This window comes from Sporosarcina sp. NCCP-2331 (assembly GCF_023707945.1).
GTDB classification, from domain to species: domain Bacteria; phylum Bacillota; class Bacilli; order Bacillales_A; family Planococcaceae; genus Sporosarcina; species Sporosarcina cascadiensis.
Window position 1 is genome coordinate 25774 of the sequence record NZ_BRCD01000018.1, and the last position, 21308, is coordinate 47081.

The following is a 21308-nucleotide window of genomic DNA, read 5'->3' on the forward strand; positions in this document are numbered from 1 at the left end:
ATGAACAGTTATCGTCTGGGTATTGACGTAGGAGGCACTCATACAGATGCAGTTATTTTAGATAATGCCTATCAAGTGATCGCTGAAGTGAAAACGACCACAACTACAGATGTAAGTGAGGGTATTTACAAAGCAATGAAAGAAGTTGTAGCAGCGTCGGGTGTATTAGCAAGTGAAATTGATTTCGCAATGCTCGGTACTACACATTGCACAAATGCAATCGTTGAAAGAAGACGACTCAATAAAATTGCCATCATTCGAATTGGAGCTCCTGCTACCTTGGCTATTAAGCCGCTGACCGGTGTTCCGGACGATTTGAAGAATATTATAGGTAAGCATATTCATATTGTACGCGGCGGCCATGAATTTGATGGTCGGGAAATTGTTCCTTTAGATGAATCGCATATTTATGAAATTGCAAAAGAAATTAAGGGACAGGCAGACTCTGTAGCCGTTACATCGGTCTTCTCTCCTGTCTCAACTGCGCATGAGATAAGAACTGCGGAAATTCTTGAGGAAGTACTCGGCACAGAGATACCCATTTCTCTCTCTCATGAAATTGGAAGTGTGGGCTTGCTGGAAAGAGAAAATGCAACAATCCTGAATGCTTCCATTGTAGAAGTTGCTCGTTCAACAGCTGATGGTTTTGTGAAAGCACTCAAGAAAGAAGGCATTCACGCTAAAGTCTTCTTCGGACAAAATGATGGAACACTGATGTCGGTAGAGTATACAGTGAAATACCCGATTTTAACGATTGCTTGCGGTCCAACAAACAGTTTGAGAGGCGCTGCCTATTTGTCGGATTATCCAGATGCATTAGTAGTCGATGTCGGTGGAACAACAACTGACGTCGGAGTATTGATCGACTCTTTTCCTCGTCAATCTTCATTAGCAGTTGAAATTGGCGGCGTCCGTACGAATTTCCGTATGCCGGATATTGCTTCTATTGGATTGGGTGGCGGCACAATTGTTGAACTACATGAAGATGGCAGCTTTTCAATTGGGCCTGAAAGTGTCGGATACTTACTTTCGGAAAAAGGAATTGTATTCGGTGGCAATACCTTGACGACGACAGATGTTGCAGTCGCAGTGGGGGTTGCCAATATTGGTAATCGTGAGTTACTTGCTCATCTTGATCTATCCGTGCTCAAAAAAGTATATGCCCGCATGATAGAAATGGCAGAAGCAACTATCGATAAAATGAAGACAAGTGCAGATCCAGTTCCTGTTATCTTAGTAGGCGGTGGAAGCATCTTATTCCCTGCACAATTACAAGGAGCTTCTGAAGTTATCAAACCTAAGAATTCAGGGGTAGCAAACGCCATCGGCTCTGCTATTTCACAAGTAAGCGGACAAATTGAAAAGATTTTCAAAACGGATGAACTGGGACGTGAGCAAACGGTGGCACTGGCTAAAGAGCTGGCTTGCCAGGAAGCTGTGGATGCGGGTGCAGATCCAGGTAAGCTTGTTATTGTAGACATAGATGAAGTCCCCCTTTCTTACTTACCCGGTAATGCAACCAAGATTCGCGTCAAGGCGGCTGGGGAGTTGTTAGACAATAAATTAGTTTCAAATTCATAAATAAAAATCTAGTCAAATAATTATATGAATACCTTTCTACAGAAAGAAAACCACCCCAAAGCCGTCTCAGGCAAACGGGTGGTTTTCGTGATGGACATTGTAATGTAATTAATGAAGACACAGCTAATATCAAAGGTAAATATAACTGTCTTTTGACTGCATTGCTGATATACGGCAATTCCAAAAGGAAGTGTTGTTAGTTAATAATCGAGAGGCGGTTATTTTTTTGCTCTTAAAATTCATATGCCAGTAGGTTTGAAGCAGTAACAAGTGGCTTGTAATTCATAAAGAAAACACGTGCGCATACAATAAGAGCGAAGGAATAGGGGGAAGGTCACTGAAAGCCTGTATGGTTGGTTGCGAAGCTTAGACGGTTGTGCCGCTAAACTAATGTCTCAAACATTAGCGAATTTCTGTTTGAAAAACCATGCTTTTCAAAGCTTCTTCAATGGCTTTTTTCAGTGATCTCAAAAGAACAGGAAGGGGAATATTGTTGAAAAGTTTACATGAGGAAACAACATTTGAACTGCGGTTTTGGCTGCAAATATTAGGTGATCATGGACGTTTCATTCATGACTCATTAGCTCCAAGTGAAGTAGAAAACATTAAGGCGGCAAGTGAATTTATAAAGTTATTTGATTATCTGCTTGCATCGGCGAGACAAAATTTGGATAAGTCGTCGCTTCTGACTTTAGTCAGAGAAGCCAAAGAAGGCAGTGAGGAAATTCGTGAGTTTAAATTATTATTGATAGAACAACACCTAGTCGGAGAAATAAAAATCAGTTTATCTCCTTCCTTTATTAATCATATGGTCAATGAAGTGGAAGAAGCCATACGCATCTTTTCTTATTTAGAAAAAGGCGAGAATACACCGGCTGTGCATCCGCTGCATCATGACTTGCTGTGGTTATTGGATGCGGCAGGACATGCAGGTGCAATTGATTCAAATTTAGACAGAGTGGAAGCGCAGCTCAAAAAGAAAAGTCATAAATTCACAAAAGAATGGGAAGCCTTTTATTTAAAAGCTATAGAAATGGCTGGTTTTTTACGTACGAATATAATGAAGTTTCCCGCATTGAATAAGTTCCACAATGATATAAACTTAGAAATGACTATATTCAAGATGTTCTTAAAGGAATTAGAAGAGATGGAGTTAAAGAAAGAAACATTAGGAACACTGACTCCCTTAATGGCAGACCATATGGCACGTGAAGAGACTTATTATTTGATGAAATTATCCGAGTCGACAGATATTCCTCCGCAGAAGGATGATCCTACGTAACCACGAATCAAATCATAAATGCAGAAAATTTCTATTTCGAGTATCAATCAGTAGATTGCCCGCACAGGAAAGAAATCAAATTATCCGATACAATCTGGAAAGTTCATTTTTCGTTGAAGCGAGAAATAGGCGGGAGTGTGAAAAGCGGCCTGGCGGAAATTGGAGCAACGAATACGCAGCACAAGCTGCTGTGTGAAGTATGCGGCGAAAAACGCTGGTTTGCCCAGATGAATCCAATGAAGGAAAGATCGCAGCTGGTATTCGTCATCGAGAAATACTTGGTGGTTGCTTTATTGGGGCTGGTTGTTCTGGCAAATATTTTCGTAAGGCTGGGTATATGGTCATGATAAGACGGCGTCCTTCCTCATTGGCGGGACGTTTTTTTATATTCACTTCAGACCAATATAGGATGGCGGCAAGATTGATGTATGAATGAGAAGGGAAGCTGGATCGTCATGCCTGAAATGATGGACCATTTGATTTCACTGACCATACTCACACAGCGGAGAGAAAAGTGGAATAATGTCATAGCTGTATGAAGAGAAAGGCATATATGTCATATCGGGCACAGGTGAGTTATAGCCTGAATTGCTGAAGTTTATTGATGTACGAGCATCTATGCGGTAAGCTAAGAGGTATTTAGAATATATTGGTTGAAATGCTCGAAGATTGTCAGTACGCAGGATTATTGTGTTACTTTTCATTTTCCGTTTTATTGGGTTTCTTTTGTAGTAACCATAAGATAAATGAAAAAAATAAAGCAAAAGAAATTCTGAGCGTTATATTCAACAGAACACTATTGCTTGAGAAAAAGTCACCGATCAAAACAAAGGTCAATGAGAAACCAATTATGAGAATAATGGAATATCGAAACATCATGTTCACCTCCTGAAACTTCGACACAACGATAACATAAAGTTTCAGCATTACATAATAAGAGATTCATTGGAAAGGCAGGCGGTTAAAAATGAACGCAGCAAAAATTTCTCATGAAAAAGATCAAATCATCAGGACAGTCCGGCAATTCTTCGAGGCGACACTCGCTCGGGAAAAGATCGGGATGAACCGGTTTGAAGGCCAGAAGAGGTTTTCGGAGAAAAAAGCGGATGGGCTGATCACGAAGTATCCCAAGTTGAAATATGTAAAATTTATTTTCACCGGCTTTTTTGGGCTGCATAAGTATGTGAAACTTGCACTGCTTCTGCCGCTGCTCGCAGTCGTGCTGATGCTATTTACCGGCAGCACGTCAGGCGCAATACTGACATTACTCAACTACTTGTTCTGGGTTGCCGCAGGGCTGGCAATTTACGGCGGCATGATCTCTTTATATTCAGGCACCCTGTCATTTTTAAGTTCCAACAATGAAGTGGAAACCTATAAATCGAATGTAGTCGATGTCTACAACCGCTTTGTGGAATTGTACACGGAAAATTGGCAGGACTTCGATTTTTACTGGATCGCTCAAATCAATAAGACTAATTGTGAGTTCCGTTTTCAATTGAATGACGAGAACCGGACATGGGATCCTGCCCATATACAAGAATACCTGCAGACAAAGTTCAACAGAAAAATCAGCATGAAAAGTATCACACCCAATGAGATTAGTTTCAGCGTGGTGTTTGTCGAAAAAAAGATAGCCTCCAAGAAGCAGGCTGAGGATAACATCAGACGGCTGGATGAAAAACGGGCAAATCACGAATGGTCACTGATCGAAGAACAGGCTGATCCGGCATTTGATCTTGACGAGTTGTACGAGGTGCAGGGCGTAACGGCAGCTGCAGCAGACGCTCTTTCCGATAGTGACGGACTATCCGAATCCGACTATATTTCCGATGATCCCAACGGGGAAACCGTTGACCTTCTGGATTATGAGCAGCTTGGAGAAGTCGAAAAGAAGCTGGAAGCGATTGTTGGTCTGCAGTCCGTGAAAGATAAAATGGCGCAAATTAAAACAAATCGTCTGATCCAGCAGGAAAGAGTCGATGCCGGGCAGATGTCGGAATTTCATTCGCAGCATATGCTGTTTACAGGAAATCCGGGCACCGGGAAAACGATGATGGCCAGGCTTGTGGCGGAAATGCTGCATGCGCTAGATGTGGTGCCAATGGGACATTTAGTGGAAGTCACACGCAAAGATCTGGTCGGCGAATACATCGGTCATACTGCAGTCAAAACACAGGAAGTGATAGACCAGGCGTGGGGCGGCATTTTGTTTATCGATGAAGCGTACTCTCTTGCGCGCGGCGGGGAAACTGATTTCGGGCTGGAAGCGATCGATGTGCTGGTTAAAGCGATGGATGAAAATAAGGACAGCCTGGTCGTCATCCTGGCAGGCTACACTGATGAAATGGAAGATTTTCTGAATAAAAACAGCGGCTTGCGATCACGGATTTCAACGACTGTGGAATTTGCTGATTATACGGCGGATGAGTTACTGGAAATTGCGCTGAGAAAATTCGCAAGCAACCGCATCGAACTGGATGACAACAGTAAAGCGAAGCTCTATGACCTGATTCAGAGCCAATCGATTGTCGGCCGGAATGACGACGGCAATGGCCGTCTTATAGATAAGATTGTGCAGGAAGTGATGAGCAATCAGGCTGTACGCTTATCCGCTGCAACACTGAATAATGAACGGATCAAAGGAGATATTTATCAAATCCTGCCCGCAGATATCATGGGCGGGGTGGAGCAGGAAGCGTTCGATCTGGATACAGAACTTTCCAAAATTATCGGCAATGAAGAAGTGAAGAGATATATTAAGGACCTGGAAGCGCAGGTGAAAGTGAACAAGCAGCGGAAAGAACTGAATTTGCCTGCCGCATCAGCGCCTTCTCTGCATATGGTGTTCAAAGGAAATCCAGGTACCGGCAAGACGACGTTCGCCCGAATTATTGCAGATCTTTACCGGAGTATGGGGCTATTAAAGAAAGGAAATCTGGTGGAAGTGGACCGCAGCGACTTAGTGGGAGCTTATATCGGTCATACCGAACAGCAGACGAAGAAAATGATTGAAAAAGCGCTGGGCGGTATTCTTTTCATTGATGAAGCCTATTCATTGGCACGCGGTTCGGAAAATGACTTCGGAAAAGAAGCGATTGATGTGTTGCTGAAGGCGATGGAAGATTACCGGGATAATCTGGTCGTCATCGTGGCGGGCTATGAAAACGAGATGGAGACCTTCTTAAATTCTAATCCTGGTCTGCGTTCGCGGTTCTCAAATACGATTACATTCCATGATTATACAGTGGAAGAAATGTATCAAATCCTAGTGAAAATTGCTGAAGGCGCAGGTTTCAGATTGAATAACGGCTGCAGGCCGGTGCTCGAAGAAATTTTCGCAGAAGAACTCCGCAGCGGACATTCCGGTAATGGAAGATTTGCCAGAACACTGTTTGAAAAGGCCACGCTGAATATGTCGAACCGGCTGGCTGCCTATGACAAACTGACCGAAGAAGAATTGCTGACCTTCCTTCCTGTGGATTTCACTCGGGGGACTGCTGTAAAAGCATAAAGACGTCCTTAAAGACCTACCTGTGCAGCAAACTATTGTGTTTGTTTAAACATTCACGATTGTTCAAACAAACATGAATGTTTTACGCACAGGCACCCAAAAAGACCCGCGAGGAACACACGAAAGTGCGTCCGCTGCGGGTCTTTATTTGTTCAGCCTTTCGATTTCCTCTGCTGCTATAAACGCCAGATCATCATTCCCGAATAGTTGAAGAACATCCAGCATCGTTTCATTGTCTATGTGCAGCTCTTCGAAACCATCGTCTTCTTCCATCACTTTCGCCAGCGCAGCATTTTTCACCTGATCAGGATAGGCTTTGCGATACAGCGCCTGCGGATCCAGATTATGATTGGCGCACCATTGTACAAATAGACGGATCATCAGGTTCTCGTCATCTTTGTATTTCTGTATAATCTGCTCGTTCAGATCTTTGAATTCCATTGTGGATACCTCCGATAATAACTTTCCTTTAATTATAGAGGAAGGAAGGTGTGTTGGGAATCAGCAGCTATTGTGATGGCTCTTTAATACTGGTAGGATGTGGGGAGAATAGAATTCGGGTGCCTGTGCATGGAACAATTGCGTTTGTTTAAACATTCATGATTAATTAAACAAACGTAATATTCATGAATGTTTCGTGCACAGGCACGTATTTTAGAAAGGGTGACCCGGATGCCAATAAACCAAATTATCCACTTGACGCCATTTGCCAACATCCAGGAAGACATAGAGGACCTCATACCGCTATCCATCGCGATTGGTCCCAGCCAGGACTTGCTCATTCTCCTTACAGAACACCGGCCGCCGCTGATTGAAGGCAGATTTCACCCCACATATACAGAGGAGCATTATTCCTATAAAGTCCTCCATCTTAAAGACGGCAGGAAGAAGATATTGAATCTGCCTGATGAGCAATGGAATTATCATTTAGTACAGTCTTTCGATGATGATCATGTGATGCTGGTCTGTGCCCGTTCCATGTATCATGATGCAGAACGTATTGATAAGAATGCCCGCGTCTATGACTGGAAGGGGCGATTTATTCGCTCGTTCTGTTTGGGAGACGGTATTGATCATGTGTATACGACAGAAGATCAACATATTTGGACGGGTTATTTTGATGAAGGCGTGTACGGTAATTACGGCTGGAAGAACCCAATCGGCGGATCAGGTCTGGTAGGCTGGGATTATGATGGCCGCATTATTGACAATGGAGACGACCGGCAGCTTATAGGAGAGTGCTTGGCGCTGAATGTGGCGGCAAATGATCGGGTCTGGTATTTCGTCGGCGAGCGTGCACAGATCGGTTTACTGCATAATGAAACAGAATCGGTTTTCTCTACTGACGCGTTTGGTTTCCAGACGTTTGCGGTGAAGAACGACAAGATGATGGTGCACCGGCAGTATTTCGATAACCATCAGTTCTTTGAGCTGGCAAGGGAAGGCAGCGGGTTCAACATTATTCACGAGATAGATTTCCGCAAGCCCGATGGCAGTTCTTTACGGCCGCATCTGACATCCAACAGAGCGGATAAGATGCTGTTATTAGACGGCGGTGAACTGTACTTGTATGAAATGAATTGAACTACTCCCACTTATCGACATTGCGGTCTGATTGAAGATGGGAAATTCTTGGGAACAAAGCATACTTGCCAGCGTATTTCTTTACTCGCAGAGGTTTCTTTTATTTACCAAGCTACTCCGTAGTTCCTACGGTTTTATTGTGTAGTTAGGCTAAGGAATGTAATCGAAGCCCTTCGCTTAGGATATTCAGACTGGCGTTGATATCTCTATCGTGAGGTGTTTGGCAATTAGAGCAAACCCATTTCCTAATGTCTAGTGACTTTTTGCCATCATTGTGACTGCAAGTGGAGCATAATTGACTAGATGGAAACCATGTGTCTATTTCAACTAGTAATTTTCCATACCAATCTGCTTTATATTTTAATTTCGTCACAAAGCTGGACCAGGACACATCAGAGATCCTTTTAGCTAGTTTATGATTACGTAACATTCCCTTGACATTCAAGTCTTCGATACAGATCATATCGTGGTTTTTGATGAGTTCTGTAGTTAACTTATTAAGGAAGTCGTCACGCTGGTTCATTACTTTTTCATGTAATCTGGCAACCTTACGCTTTTGTTTTTGGTAGTTTCTTGCTTCAAATAGGTGGATGCCTTTATTTTTTGCTAACAAGGCACGTTTTGAAAGTTTCCGTTGTTCCCTTTTTAGTTTCTTCTCCATTTGAGATGTGAACTTATTGTTGTCAATCTTACGGCCATCAGAAAGAATGGCGAAATCAACGATGCCGAGGTCTATACCGATAGATGATGCTGTTTTCTCCAACTGCTGTACTTCTGTTTCTACTAGAATAGATACAAAGTATTTGCCACTTGGATTTCGTCTGACGGTCGCATTCAGGATACGCCCCTGTACTTCCCGACTGTTGGCAAAACGAACAAGCCCTAATTTAGGTAACTTCACTTTGTCGCCTACGATGGCAATATTTCCATTGGTCTGCTTGGTCGTATAAGATTGAACAGGGTTCTTTTTAGACTTGAAGCGTGGTGCTTTGTTTTGTTTCTTGAAGAATCTTGTGTAGGAATCCGCAAGATTCTTTAGTGAGGACTGGAGGGCAATACTGTCAACTTCTTTTAGCCATAGTAATTCCTTTTTCAATTTTGTTAATTCAGCAGAACAAAAATGATAGGTTAATCCTTTGCCTGTTTTCTTGTAGGTGTCGTTCCATTGCCCTAAAAATTGATTGAATACGAAACGACTACATCCAATGGTTTTAGCGATGAGGACTGCCTGTTCCTTGGTTGGATAGATACGAAACTTATAGGCTTTGTTGACTAGCATTGTTTTCACCTCACTTCATATAGGAATATATGTTCCTATTATATCACAGTTAGAATCCCTTTGGCTATCGCCAACCGGCATTCATCTCCCACTTATCGTTAGGTTTTGCCCTTCACACGATTGAAGAGGGAGTCTTCTGCCGAGAAATGATAAAGACTTAAACAATCGTGAATGCTGAAACAGTCGCGGTTGTTTACGTCTCTTTCATTTTAATCAGGGTGCCAATAACTCTACTTCTTCAGACGTTCTACATAAAGCAGTTTAATGCCGTCAATCATAGCCTCTTCGTCAAAATCTTCCTCTGATTGCTTATGCAGAAAAAGATCGGGGTTTAAAGCAGCGATGAGTAACTGAGTGACCAGCGGGACGTCGATAGGAATAATTTCATTTTCATTCATTGCTTTGACATAGATGGATTCGATAATTTCTTGCAGATGCATAAATACCGGATGATTATACTGCAGCAGAAGAAGATTGCGGCCGTACTCATTTTTTACAATGACTAGAATTTTGGCCTTGCTGCAAATATATTGTGCGGCTTTTTCAATCACCCCGCTTAATACATCTAGTGCAGGCAATTCTTCCTTACGCGATTTCTCCATAAACAAATCCAGCTCATGCAAAAACGCTGCCGTATCGCTGCTGAGGATCGCCATGCATAACTCTCCTTTATTCGCATAGCGCCTGTAGAGTGTTGCCTGTCCAATGGCAGCCTTCTTGGCGATCTGATGCATCGATACGTTTTCCACGCCGTGCTCTTCAAACAGCTCATGAGAAACAGAACGGATCAAGGTATCGTAATCTTTCTGGTCTTTTGGTTTGGGCATTAAAACCGCTCCTTCTATTTTTATAAATCATCTCTTTTTAATTGACATACAGGACAGTTGTCCGCTATTATATTTTCTGGAGGACAGTTGTCCCCTGTTAGTATAACAATAGGGTTTGATTCCGGTCAAACCCCTTACGAAAAAGGAGTATGAGAGAATGGGAGCAGCACAAATTGAACCAAATAATTTTCGTTTAAAGAATATCCTCGTTCCGTTGCTTGCCATTATTTCAGGGGTATTCATGGTGGTGCTCAACAGCACATCAATGAACGTGGCACTGACTACTTTGCTGGAAGACCTGAATACAGACTTCGCCACTATTCAGTGGACAGTCACAGGATACATGCTTGCCCAGGCATCCGTCATTCCGCTTGCAGGCTGGCTTTCAGATAGATATGGAGCAAAACTGATTTTCCTGAGTTCAATAGGACTGTTCACGTTTGCTTCGATCCTCTGTATATTCCCGCAGAACGTTGGACTGCTCATTGCGTTCCGTATCTTGCAGGGTCTCGGCGGAGGATGCGTGCTTCCTATTGCCATGGCTTACGTTTATCATTTGAGCCCTGTGCAAAAAGTCGGCACAGTAATGGCATTGATGGGGATTCCAGTTTTATTTGCCCCTGCTATCGGTCCTGTCCTTGCAGGGTGGCTTGTGGAATTTCATTCTTGGAGATGGATTTTTGTCATTAATGTTTTCGTGGGACTCATCGCTATATACATTGGGTATAAGACCCTGCCTGTTGTCGAACGACAAACAGTTGCCGGAATTGATAAGCTAGGAATTATACTTGCGCCGATTGCCTTTGCGGGTTTATCATTCGGCGTAATTGAAGGCAGTACGAGCTGGACTTCAACGAAAACAATTGCCGGCCTGGTGATTGGCGGCCTTGCGCTCATTGCGTTCATCATTCGCGAACTGACGTGCAAAACTCCGCTGCTGGAGCTGAAAATCTTCCGTTCAGTTGATTTTTCTCTCGGTATTATTGTGCAGTGGGTCGGCCAGTTTGCTCTATTCGGCGCCATATTCCTGCTGCCGCAGTTTTTACAGCAGGTACGCGGATTCGGTGCTTTTGATACAGGAATGATTCTGTTGCCCCAGGCACTTGCTTCAATGGCGATTATGCCGATTGCCGGCTATTTATTTGACCGTATCGGTGCCCGCTGGCTGGTTGTGGCGGGTCTCGGTCTGGTATCAGGCGCAACGATGCAATATGCAAACGTTGACGCCGCGACAACCGGCAAAGATCTTATCGTGCCGCTGATCATGGCGGGGGCCGGTATGGGTCTGATGACGATGCCGATGAACACTCATCTGTTCAACATGGCGCCGCAGCATCTCGTCAGCCGTGTGACATCACTGACCAACTCCATGCAGCAAGTCGTCAATTCACTATCAGTCGCCACACTTGTGACCATCCTGACCGGTTATACAACAAGATTCTCTAATGAATTCAAAGCGGCAGCAGCCGGACAGAGTTCCGTCGCTCCTTCACCGGAAGTCATGAAACAGGCGGCGGCTGAAATCGGTGCCCATTCATTTGCGGACACTTTCCAGGTCATGGTGTATATCGCGATTTTTGGAGCCGTGCTCGGTCTCTTTCTGCGGCGAAAGAAAGTAACTGCTGAAGAAATTGATACGAAATTATAAACAAAAAGCAATGCGGACTGTACAGAATACAGTTCGTGTTGCTTTTTTATTAGTAGAAGAACCGTCGATATCACAGTGATACATATTTCAGCCTCCGTCCCGCGTATACTGAACCGCTCAGTCTTTAGTCTGATGCGCAGTTCATTCATTCGATGGACTCAACTTTACCGGAAATCGCTTATGATAGGGAAAAGGGGTGGTGGGATGCGAAAAGTTATAATCATTATTGTGGCCGCCGGGCTTGTGTGGATGGTTGGCTCCTGGGCGTACGGCTTGTTAAAATCGGATCAGATGGCGGGTGATTTGTCTATTGAAAAGGACGGGGCAAAGTCTCTGGATGTAGATATTCGTTTTGGTGCCGGTAATCTTTTGATTGAGGGCGGTTCGCAGGAGTGGGTGAACGGTACCGTCGATACAAATGTGAAGAAGTGGTATCCATCGGTAACCTACAAGAATAAAAAAACGATTGGATATCTCGAGATTCAGCAGAAGATGAAAGGGATTTCAGCTTTGCGGAAAAATCGAAATGATTGGCATCTCCAGCTGACAAATGAAGTACCCGTGAACCTGGATGTCGAAATGGGAGTCTCCGATTCGGAATTGAACTTGTCAGGTATCAGGCTCAGCCGCTTATCAGTCGATGCGGGAGTCAGTGATACAACAATCAAGCTGGACGGAGGATGGAAGGATAGCTTTGACGGAGAAATTGACTTAGGGGTAAGCGATGCGGAAATTCATCTGCCAAAAGAAACCGGAGTGAAAGTGACTGTTTCAAAGGGAATCGGCAGCATTGGAGCAAAAGATTTCATTTCGAAGGGGAAAGGCGTCTATGTGAATGAAGCGTATGGTCATTCTGCTGTCCAAATTAATTTGAAAATTGATCTTGGTGTCGGCGATGTAAAACTGCTTCTTGCCGAGTAATTTAAAAAAGGTACAGATCCTGTGGGGAACTGTGCCTTTTACTGCGTCTGCAGTGTTTTCTATACCAGAAGATCGGCAATAATGGGCAAGTGGTCGGCGGCTGATGTTTTCAGTACCTCAGTTTTTTCGATAATGGTGCTTTGATCAGTAAAAATATAGTCGATTCTGGATGCAGGAATAGCCGTTACAGCTGATCGGGCATCTTCATAATAAGCAGGAAATGTATAAGCGGTTTCCATACCCGTCCTGCTGAATGAGTCTGTATAAGCTTTTCTGAACTCGCTTAATTGGGGGTGCTCAGGTGATAAGTTAAAATCCCCTGTAATTACAGCAGGGAATGCGGAGGCATTAGTAATAGCCAATAATTGTTTTAAGTTCTCCCGCTGCTCTTTTTCCCCAAGCGATAAATGTGTATTGAAAAAACTAAGAAACGTTCCGCCGAGATCGACTGTAGATTCAAGCAATCCTCTTAATTCGGGGTCTTCCGAGAATGAAGAGGCTTTGGTATATAGGTGATTCTTTGTATATTTAATCGGAAATCTGCTGAGCAGTGCATTGCCATACTGCCTGGCCGGCAGTCCGGGAAGCAATGGAGGTTCAATTACATTTGCTCCGTAACTATAATTCATTCCCAGCCATCTCGCCAGATCGGCAACTTGATTGGTAAATCCGCTGCGCTCGGAAAAGTGATTGTCCACTTCCTGTAATCCTATTATATCAGCACCGGAATTTCTGATTACCTCTGCCGTGCGGCGAAGGTCTACTCGTCCATCCATTCCCATTCCGTGTGCGATATTGAATGACATCACCCGCAAACTATGAACCTGTTCTGTGCAAGTACTGCTGAAAATCCGGTTCACTGGCTGTGCCACGTATCCTGTCATGAAATCTCTCCTTTTTATATGGTCACTTCACCGTTCTATTGAATACTATAACCATATAATATGTAGAAATTGTAAACCTGCTATAAAGAATTGTAAAGAATACGTGTGAAAAGTTCATGAAATCGACTTGAATAGCAGGCAGCCTGAATTCATTATGGATAGTGAAAAGTACAGGAAGAACCGGTACGTCTCCCATCAGGTTTAACAGTTCAGATAAACAGGTATAGATCATATAGAAAGGTATGGAAAGGGAGGTGAACGACGTTGTCAAAACAGTGGAACTTTATTTTTGGAAATAAGTTGATTACAGTCTTTGATAAAAGCAAGGAGCAAGCGGAAAGAAAAGCGCGCAACATTTATAGAGAAATGAAATAGGAGGCGGGTTGATTTGCCCGCTTAAAAGCAGTCAGTATAGCGTTATGGGAAAGCATCGATTACAGACGATGCTTATTTTTTTGTTAATAAAATCCCTATTTCTGAAAAATATTTGATAGTTGTTTCCCTGTCATACTCGTTATCTAGTTAAAAAGAGAAGCATTTAAACTAACAAAATGTTTCAAAAACAGTCCTGTATGTTAAAATAAATTGTATAATTCAGAGAAGAACATCAAGTGAAATAATGTTATTGCTGGAAGGGGTCCCGTTAATGAAGCAGGCGATAGAAATAGGAATGTTACCGGTTGATGCCGGCGCCAATACCGTGGATGTAGAACATATCACGAAAATCGTGAACCGTGTGTACGCGGCATCTGAAATAGGGTTATGGAAAGACGGTGCCGCCCGCATCACCACAGCAGAAGTGGCAGAGTACATAGGCAATGGAGAGGTGGCTGCGGCTTGGTCAAACGGGCAGATTGTCGGATGCATACGCGTTTACCGGATGAGTGAGGGTACAGCGGAATTCGGCATGCTGGCTGTGGACGACGCATGTCAGGGAGCTGGTATTGGCCGGAAGTTAATTCAGTTTGTTGAAGAGGAATTTAAAGAAAAAGATTTCTTTTACATGCAGCTGGAATTGCTGGTGCCTGAACAAGGTTTGCATGAAGTAAAGGAAGGTTTGCGACAATGGTATACGCGGCTTGGCTATCAAAAGGCGTATATGGAAACAATGGAAGCTTCCTTTCCTCAATTGGTGCCGATGCTGGCTGTGCCCTGTGAAATTCATGTCTATCAAAAGAAACTGGTCTACTAGTAATTAAAGATGCCTGGCCCTCAAAAAATCTGTTAAGGGTCAGGTACCATTTCTAATAGGCGTTTACAATGGCAGGATTGTCATTTACCGCAAAGAAGTATTTTTCCTATCTTATCTCTTCGCAATTGAAGTGACTGGAGATAATGTTTCTTTTAAAGTCGAAGGTTTCACATATTTCACTAATAATCTGCGCGAAATCGGCCCAACAATGAGTAATTGAGAGGGAAGCGCTACAATGAAATTCAAGCCTGCCAGCTTAAGATAAACGGTTATAATGGACCCTTCAATCCCGGTTGTGAGGGACGTAACTATCAGTCCGTATCCAGACATAATCAAAATCATAAGTGGAACCATACAAACAGAAATCGCTAGAATGAAATTCCGTTCACTTGATTTTGCAAATGGAAGAGACTGCGCAAGTTTACGTGCTGGCGGCCCCACAATTGTCTCGGCTGCGAATGCAATGAAGAATGTGATGATAAATTGAATGGTGAATCCACCCAAAGTAAACTTCGTCAAGCCATACAATGTTGTATTGTAAACAGACATGATGAGAACCATTCCAAAGCACATGAACAGACCGAAGATAATACCTTCTTTTTTAGTACTAGGTAAAATATAACTTCCTTTCGTGAGAAGAATATATCCTAGTATATAGACTTTTACTTTTCTTCATAAGTGACGTTCATGTGAATTATTTTGGACTGTCCGAGAACCTGGCACCTTTTATGTTCGCTCCACTACAGCTGTAACTTCCACACCTGCCAAAGCCTGCGCAGCAAGTCGATCCGCTTCGCTATTTGTCTTCCGTGATACATACTCAAACTCCGGCTGAAACCCTAATGCATCCATTTTTGCTTCAATTTTATCCGCCCAGTTGTAGAGGTCTTCTTCGATTACCGGCCATTCTTCATTTAAATGATTAATCACAACTTTAGAATCGCCCAGCACCTTGATGGGTAAGTGGTGTGCTCCCAGAATCTCAAGTTCCTGCAGGCAGAGATGAAGTGCCGCATATTCCGCTTCGTTATTGGAGATGAGGCCCGTGATGGCTAAATTCCTTCTTAATCTAAATGATTTTCCATTCTGTTCGTAATAGATGACACAGCCAAGCCCCGCCATCTTTGTTTCCCAATCAAATCCTCCGTCAAAATATACAATGATATTATGCGGTTCTGTTTCGATTCCCTTTACATAACTTTTCAATTCCTTCAGAGTCCAGAAACTGTCGTACTGATCTAAGAATTGTATGTGTTTTGTACGTCCGGTTTTATCAAGATCCTCTGCAATCAGCAAGGCCTGTGCTGCAGGCATTTCTTCAGAACGGAAGAACGTTTCTGTGCCTTTCTTCGATCGATAACTCCACTCGATGACCAGATTCATTGGAATCCCTCCTATACATTCAGTTTATCCAACCTTTCATATTAAAAACCTTTTAAAGACTTGAGTTCTTATGAAATTATGGTGAGCAGTTCGTAATAAGACAAGCATAATGGTTGAAGGTCAAAGTACGTCAGAGTATAATATAGGTATAGATCAAAGATAGTCAATGTCAGTAATCCTGACTTGGCCGTTCAAAATGAACTCACAAGGGGGAGCCAACTATGAAATGTCAACATTGCGGAAAGAACGAAGCAGCAATGAGTTTTAGACTGCAAATTAATCAGCATGCGATGCAGGTGCATATTTGCCAAGCGTGCTATCAAGAGATGCGGGGTCAATTGGCTGCCGGTCATATGCCTTCATTCAGCAACGAAGTCAGCCACTTCTTCCAAGAAAATGGCGGCAAGAAAGGCCATGTTCAAGTCAGAGAAGAAGCAGAAGGCCGTGCACCCGGCTTGCTGGATCAGTTGGGTAAAAACCTATCGAATGATGCAAGAGATGGATTGATTGATCCGGTTATTGGCCGGGAGACAGAAATTAAACGAGTAATTGAGACATTAAATAGAAGAAATAAAAATAATCCCGTATTGATCGGGGAACCGGGCGTCGGTAAAACAGCTATTGCTGAAGGACTCGCGGTGAAGATTCATGAAGGTGATGTACCGGCCAAGCTGCGCAACAAAGAAGTGTATGTGCTCGATGTGGCATCACTTGTTACCAACACAGGAATTCGCGGTCAATTTGAAGAACGGATGAAGCAGCTGATCGAAGAGCTCGAATCTCGGGATGAAGTCTTGCTGTTCGTGGACGAAATTCACTTGCTTGTAGGAGCAGGAACAGCAGAAGGTTCTCAGATGGATGCAGGGAACATTTTAAAACCTGCACTGGCTCGCGGAAGCCTGCAGCTGATTGGGGCGACAACGTTAAAAGAGTACCGTCAGATTGAAAAAGATGCGGCACTTGAACGCCGGTTCCAGCCGATTATCGTAAAAGAACCGTCTGCTGAAGATACAATCAAAATATTGAACGGCATTAAAGACCGTTATGAAAGTTTCCATGAAGTGTCTTATCCAGATGAAGCGCTACAGGCTTGTGTAAGCTTGTCAGAGCGTTATATTCAGGAACGTTTCCTGCCGGATAAAGCAATCGACTTGCTCGATGAAGCAGGTGCGCGCTTGAATCTTACGCACGTATCTTCTGACTTCATGTCTACCCGTCTGCAGGAAGTTGTTCAGCAGAAAGAGCAAGCGGCAGAGCAGGAAAATTACGAGAAAGCAGCCACTTTACATCAGGAAGAGATGCAGCTGAAAGAAAAAATAAATGCTGCCAGACAAAATGGAGGAACAGCACAGACGATCGTTACTGTTGCAGATATTGCACAGATTGTTGAAGAGAAAACAGGTATTCCCGTGACGAAACTGCAAACTGCAGAACAGGCCAAAATGAAAGGTCTTGCTGAAAACCTCAGCAAAAAAGTAGTTGGACAGGCTGAAGCGGTCGATAAAATTGCCAAAGCAATCCGCCGCAGCCGCGCAGGTCTGAAATCCAAAGACCGTCCGATTGGTTCGTTCCTGTTCGTAGGCCCTACCGGCGTCGGTAAAACAGAAATCACGAAAGTGCTGGCGGAAGAGTTATTCGGTTCCCGGGATTCACTAATTCGACTGGATATGAGTGAGTACATGGAAAAACACGCGGTTTCCAAGATTATTGGTTCACCTCCAGGATATGTCGGCCATGAAGAAGCTGGACAGCTGACAGAACAAATCCGACGCAATCCGTATTCTATTCTGCTCCTGGATGAGATTGAAAAAGCGCATCCTGATGTGCAGAATATGTTCCTGCAAATTATGGAAGACGGCAGATTGACTGATTCTCACGGCCGCACTGTCAGCTTTAAAGATACGGTTATTATTATGACAAGCAACGCAGGTACTGGTGTGAAGAAAATGACTGTCGGTTTCAATAAAGCCGAACACGAGTCTGTGGCGATGCTTGAAACGCTGGGTGATTACTTCAAGCCGGAATTCTTGAACCGCTTTGATTCGATTGTGGCTTTCAATGAACTGGCAGAAGAAGACTTGCTGGTGATCGTAGACTTGATGCTTGGAGATCTTCAGGAAGCTATCGAGGAAAACCAAATTGACATCCATATTACTGCAGAAGCTAAACAAGCTTTAGTTTCATTGGGATATGACAGCCGTTTCGGTGCGCGTCCGCTTCGAAGAGTCATTCAGGATAAAATTGAAGACCCGTTGACAGACCTGCTTTTAGAAGAGGATTCTGTTGAGAAGGTCAGCGTAGAGGTTGTAGAGAACGAAATAGTCGTTCGGCGAGTATAATAATATAGAAGTAAAGAGGGCTGTTCATAAGTCACATTCATTTTGACTTATGAACAGTCTTTTTGTGTGGACTGATATTCCGGTGAGAAGTGTTAAAGTTTAATGGTGCGGTGAATTACGGGTTTGGTGCGTATAAGGTCTGGTTTGGAGCGGCGCAGCAAGTTATTGGTTCGGTTGACGTGCTCGTTGGTTCGTTTGTGGGAGTTATTGGTGCGTTCAGGGGTGTTTTTCGCGCGTTGCACTGTGTGTTCCGTTAGAAAAAGCTGTCCTCAGCATCATTACGCTTAAGACAGCTATTTAATAGAATTCAAATTGACTGCACTTACAATAGCAATCTCAAAAACTTCTCGAAATTAACTCCTTCCACAGCAGGGGTATTTGCCAGGTATGTATCCTGAATAGCTGCTGTTAAAAAAGTTTCCGCCAGTGGAATTGCCTGCGCAATGGTCTCGCCGCGCATCAGGCAGCCCATGATAACGGATGCAAATAAATCACCTGTCCCGGAATAGCTTTTATTGTTAAACGGAACGGAACTGTATACAGATTGTTTTCCGTCTATATACATATTGCCGATTGATTCATTGGAAGATCGGGAAGGCGGATTTATTCCCGTAATGATGACTTGCGCGCCGGTATCCTGACACAGCTGCACTCCGGCTTCTTGAATGGCCTGCAAAAAGTCCTTTTCATCTGAATAGCGATGAAGTTTATTATACGATACACCGGTCAGGAGACAGCACTCCGTCAAATTGGGTGTAATGACATTTGCGTGCTTTACAAGACTCTTCATGCGCTCCAATAACTCCTCATCAAAGTTATTATAGGCATTTCCTATATCCCCCATTACCGGATCCACCAGCAATACAGTGTCGTTTTTATGAAATAAATCTAAGAAGTTTAGAATGTGTGTAATCTGTTCTTTTCCTGTAATGAATCCAGTCTGTATCCCGTCGAAATGTTCGTTCAGTTTATCCCATTCCTGAATGAAAGAAGGCATATTGGCTGTCAAATCATCACAGAAATAGCTGGGATATTCCGTTTGGGCAGATAAGATAGCTGTAGGCAAAGGACAGGCTTGCACGCCCATTACAGATAACACAGGAATAGCGGCAGTTAATGAGCATTTTCCAAACGATGACAGATCTTGTATAACAGCAACTTTCTTCATAATATCCTCCACTGTAGAAAATTTTCTTTCTATCATAACATAAAACGCATCTGCTAAGACCCGGCAGCAATCTCTCATTTTCAGCATGATCCCAGCCAATCGAACTAGAAAAGGTAAATGTTCAGTGGGTGTTTGTAGTATAGTAGACATAACTTGCAGAGTTTCATTGGAAGAGTAAATGGAACTTCTCATTTTCACAATGATTATTCAGAGTCTACGCCAAAATCTGTCCTGAAAAACCTGTCACGTGCATAAGGCAGTGTATGGATTTAGTGCGGATTTCGTTGCTCGATTTTGTAGGGATTTTAATTGAAGTATGAGTTTGCAGTTTAAACCCGCTTCGGCGCTGGGGGATTGCCTTACGCTGTGAGCCTACTGGCAAAGAGCACGCCAGCAGTCTCACAGCAACGGCCGACCCCGCAGTTGCGCCTTCGCTGGTGTTTGAGAAAGTACAATGTACTGATTTTTTTTGCAGAGTATGAATTAGCTGGTCTTGTTCCGTATCTTGAGTTTGCAAATGCATTTATCACAAGAATCTAAGCCTTCGCAGAATGATAAGTATTGCATGAAAAACCTTACCCATTGTAATAGTCCCAAATAGTATGCTCATACTGCTTGCTCACACAAAAAGTCTTGAAACACAAGCCAGTGTACCGGAGTGGAAGGCGGCGACTCGGGGAGGATCAGCCCGATAGGATGAGACAACTAAAGGGAGCGAAGCGACCAGTTGGCTCACCGAGGGCCCTCCCGAAAGCGTCCGCCTGAAACGCAGGGAAACGGTATCTTCCCACTTACCCTATAATACGCAATCACAGTCCAATCTCACACTGCTCATGAAATAGCCTGTCAAGTACCGATTTAGGTGCAGACCCATTATTCAAGAAAGTAATTTCTATCAACATACTAAGGAGAGATAGCCCATGTTTTCAAACGAAGAAAAAAATGCGGTTTATAAGGTGATTTATAATAGGAGAGATGTGCGGAGTTTTTTACCGGCGCCAATTTCTCAGGACGTGATACATAACATATTGAATGCAGCACATCAGGCACCTTCCGTCGGATTTATGCAGCCTTGGAATTTTATCGTCGTTTCATCCGGAGAGACGAAAGAAAAATTAGCATGGGCTGCGGAAAAGGAAAGACGGGCGCTTGCTATTCATTATGAAGATGAAGGAGAAAAAGAGACGAAATTCCTCGGTTTGAAAGTCCAGGGTTTACAGGAGGCGCCTATTACTATTTGCGTAACATGCGATCCAACGCGCGGCGGTTCGCATGTGCTGGGACGTAACTCCATTCCTGAAACGGACATTCTTTCAACTGCCTGCGCCATCCAAAATATGTGGCTGGCAGCATGTGCGGAAGGACTTGCTATGGGATGGGTGAGTTTTTATAAAAAGAATGATGTCCGGGATATCTTGGAAATACCGCCTCATGTTGAGCCGGTTGCGCTTTTATCTATTGGCTACACAGAGAATTATCCGGCAGCCCCTATTTTGGAGACTGCCAAATGGGAAAAAAGAAGAGCTTTGGAGGATTTAATTTTTAAGGATAAGTGGGGGAACAAATAAAGACAGGCTATATATCGCAATTGCTATAGAAGAATCTTTTCAATATCAAAATGCCGGCAAATTTCTGAGATAGTGGAATATGCCGGCGTTCTTTTTGTATAATAGTATTACTGGCATCTGCATCAGGTACTTACTGAG

General features: G+C 43.4%; 17 protein-coding genes. 10 read left to right on the forward strand and 7 right to left on the reverse strand.

What is annotated here, in order from left to right; genetic code table 11:
* The 4 genes from NCCP2331_RS11435 to NCCP2331_RS11450 all read left to right on the forward strand — a co-directional run bounded on the left by NCCP2331_RS11435 (position 1) and on the right by NCCP2331_RS11450 (position 6377).
* On the forward strand, positions 1–1581 hold the full coding sequence (locus NCCP2331_RS11435) for a hydantoinase/oxoprolinase N-terminal domain-containing protein (RefSeq protein WP_153723484.1): 1581 nt from the start codon (positions 1–3) through the stop codon (positions 1579–1581).
* A 490-nt stretch (positions 1582–2071) separates the two neighbouring features.
* Positions 2072–2863: a DUF2935 domain-containing protein gene (locus NCCP2331_RS11440; protein WP_251670796.1), complete on the forward strand. Its 792-nt coding sequence runs from the start codon at positions 2072–2074 to the stop codon at positions 2861–2863.
* A 113-nt stretch (positions 2864–2976) separates the two neighbouring features.
* Positions 2977–3210 (forward strand): hypothetical protein, encoded by a 234-nt coding sequence (locus NCCP2331_RS11445; RefSeq protein WP_153723482.1) that lies wholly within the window; start codon positions 2977–2979, stop codon positions 3208–3210.
* 620 nt (positions 3211–3830) lie between these two features.
* Positions 3831–6377, forward strand: a complete 2547-nt coding sequence (locus tag NCCP2331_RS11450; protein ID WP_251670798.1) for an AAA family ATPase — start codon at positions 3831–3833, stop codon at positions 6375–6377.
* Positions 6378–6521: 144 nt separating this feature from the next.
* Here NCCP2331_RS11450 and NCCP2331_RS11455 read toward each other — a convergent pair whose 3' ends face one another.
* On the reverse strand, positions 6522–6818 hold the full coding sequence (locus NCCP2331_RS11455; protein ID WP_153723480.1) for a hypothetical protein: 297 nt from the start codon (positions 6816–6818) through the stop codon (positions 6522–6524).
* A gap of 231 nt (positions 6819–7049) precedes the next feature.
* Between NCCP2331_RS11455 and NCCP2331_RS11460 the strand changes: the two genes are divergently transcribed.
* A complete protein-coding gene (locus NCCP2331_RS11460) occupies positions 7050–7961 on the forward strand; it encodes a hypothetical protein (RefSeq protein ID WP_251670800.1) in 912 nt (303 codons plus the stop codon).
* Between the two features lie 145 nt (positions 7962–8106).
* Here the strand turns inward: NCCP2331_RS11460 and tnpB are convergent, their stop codons facing one another.
* Entirely contained in the window at positions 8107–9240 is a 1134-nt protein-coding gene (gene tnpB / locus NCCP2331_RS11465; RefSeq protein ID WP_251670802.1) for an IS200/IS605 family element RNA-guided endonuclease TnpB, read from the reverse strand.
* Positions 9241–9470: 230 nt separating this feature from the next.
* Positions 9471–10067 carry a TetR/AcrR family transcriptional regulator gene (locus NCCP2331_RS11470; RefSeq protein ID WP_251670804.1) on the reverse strand — a complete coding sequence of 199 codons (597 nt, stop codon included), beginning with the start codon at positions 10065–10067 and terminating at the stop codon, positions 9471–9473.
* 157 nt (positions 10068–10224) lie between these two features.
* On the opposite strand from NCCP2331_RS11470, the gene NCCP2331_RS11475 reads away from it, so the two are divergent.
* Positions 10225–11715, forward strand: coding sequence for a DHA2 family efflux MFS transporter permease subunit (locus NCCP2331_RS11475; RefSeq protein WP_251670806.1), 1491 nt, complete (start codon positions 10225–10227; stop codon positions 11713–11715).
* 204 nt (positions 11716–11919) lie between these two features.
* Positions 11920–12636 (forward strand): toast rack family protein, encoded by a 717-nt coding sequence (locus tag NCCP2331_RS11480; protein ID WP_251670807.1) that lies wholly within the window; start codon positions 11920–11922, stop codon positions 12634–12636.
* 59 nt (positions 12637–12695) lie between these two features.
* On the opposite strand, the gene NCCP2331_RS11485 is transcribed toward NCCP2331_RS11480, so the two are convergent.
* Complete coding sequence (locus NCCP2331_RS11485) at positions 12696–13520, reverse strand: endonuclease/exonuclease/phosphatase family protein (RefSeq protein WP_251670809.1); 825 nt, start codon at positions 13518–13520, stop codon at positions 12696–12698.
* Positions 13521–14166: 646 nt separating this feature from the next.
* On the opposite strand from NCCP2331_RS11485, the gene NCCP2331_RS11490 reads away from it, so the two are divergent.
* Complete coding sequence (locus tag NCCP2331_RS11490; protein ID WP_251670811.1) at positions 14167–14712, forward strand: GNAT family N-acetyltransferase; 546 nt, start codon at positions 14167–14169, stop codon at positions 14710–14712.
* 111 nt (positions 14713–14823) lie between these two features.
* Here NCCP2331_RS11490 and NCCP2331_RS11495 read toward each other — a convergent pair whose 3' ends face one another.
* Together NCCP2331_RS11495 and NCCP2331_RS11500 are read right to left on the reverse strand one after the other, a co-directional pair.
* On the reverse strand, positions 14824–15366 hold the full coding sequence (locus NCCP2331_RS11495; protein ID WP_483882477.1) for a DUF2798 domain-containing protein: 543 nt from the start codon (positions 15364–15366) through the stop codon (positions 14824–14826).
* A 72-nt stretch (positions 15367–15438) separates the two neighbouring features.
* The gene (locus tag NCCP2331_RS11500; RefSeq protein ID WP_251670815.1) at positions 15439–16095 is read right to left on the reverse strand and encodes a reverse transcriptase-like protein; all 657 of its coding nucleotides are present in this window, start codon (positions 16093–16095) and stop codon (positions 15439–15441) included.
* Between the two features lie 221 nt (positions 16096–16316).
* Between NCCP2331_RS11500 and NCCP2331_RS11505 the strand changes: the two genes are divergently transcribed.
* Complete coding sequence (locus NCCP2331_RS11505; RefSeq protein ID WP_251670817.1) at positions 16317–18434, forward strand: ATP-dependent Clp protease ATP-binding subunit; 2118 nt, start codon at positions 16317–16319, stop codon at positions 18432–18434.
* 322 nt (positions 18435–18756) lie between these two features.
* Here the strand turns inward: NCCP2331_RS11505 and NCCP2331_RS11510 are convergent, their stop codons facing one another.
* Entirely contained in the window at positions 18757–19602 is an 846-nt protein-coding gene (locus NCCP2331_RS11510) for a pyridoxamine kinase (RefSeq protein ID WP_251670819.1), read from the reverse strand.
* 920 nt (positions 19603–20522) lie between these two features.
* Between NCCP2331_RS11510 and bluB the strand changes: the two genes are divergently transcribed.
* A complete protein-coding gene (bluB, locus tag NCCP2331_RS11515; RefSeq protein WP_251670821.1) occupies positions 20523–21170 on the forward strand; it encodes a 5,6-dimethylbenzimidazole synthase in 648 nt (215 codons plus the stop codon).
* Positions 21171–21308 lie beyond the last annotated feature (138 nt).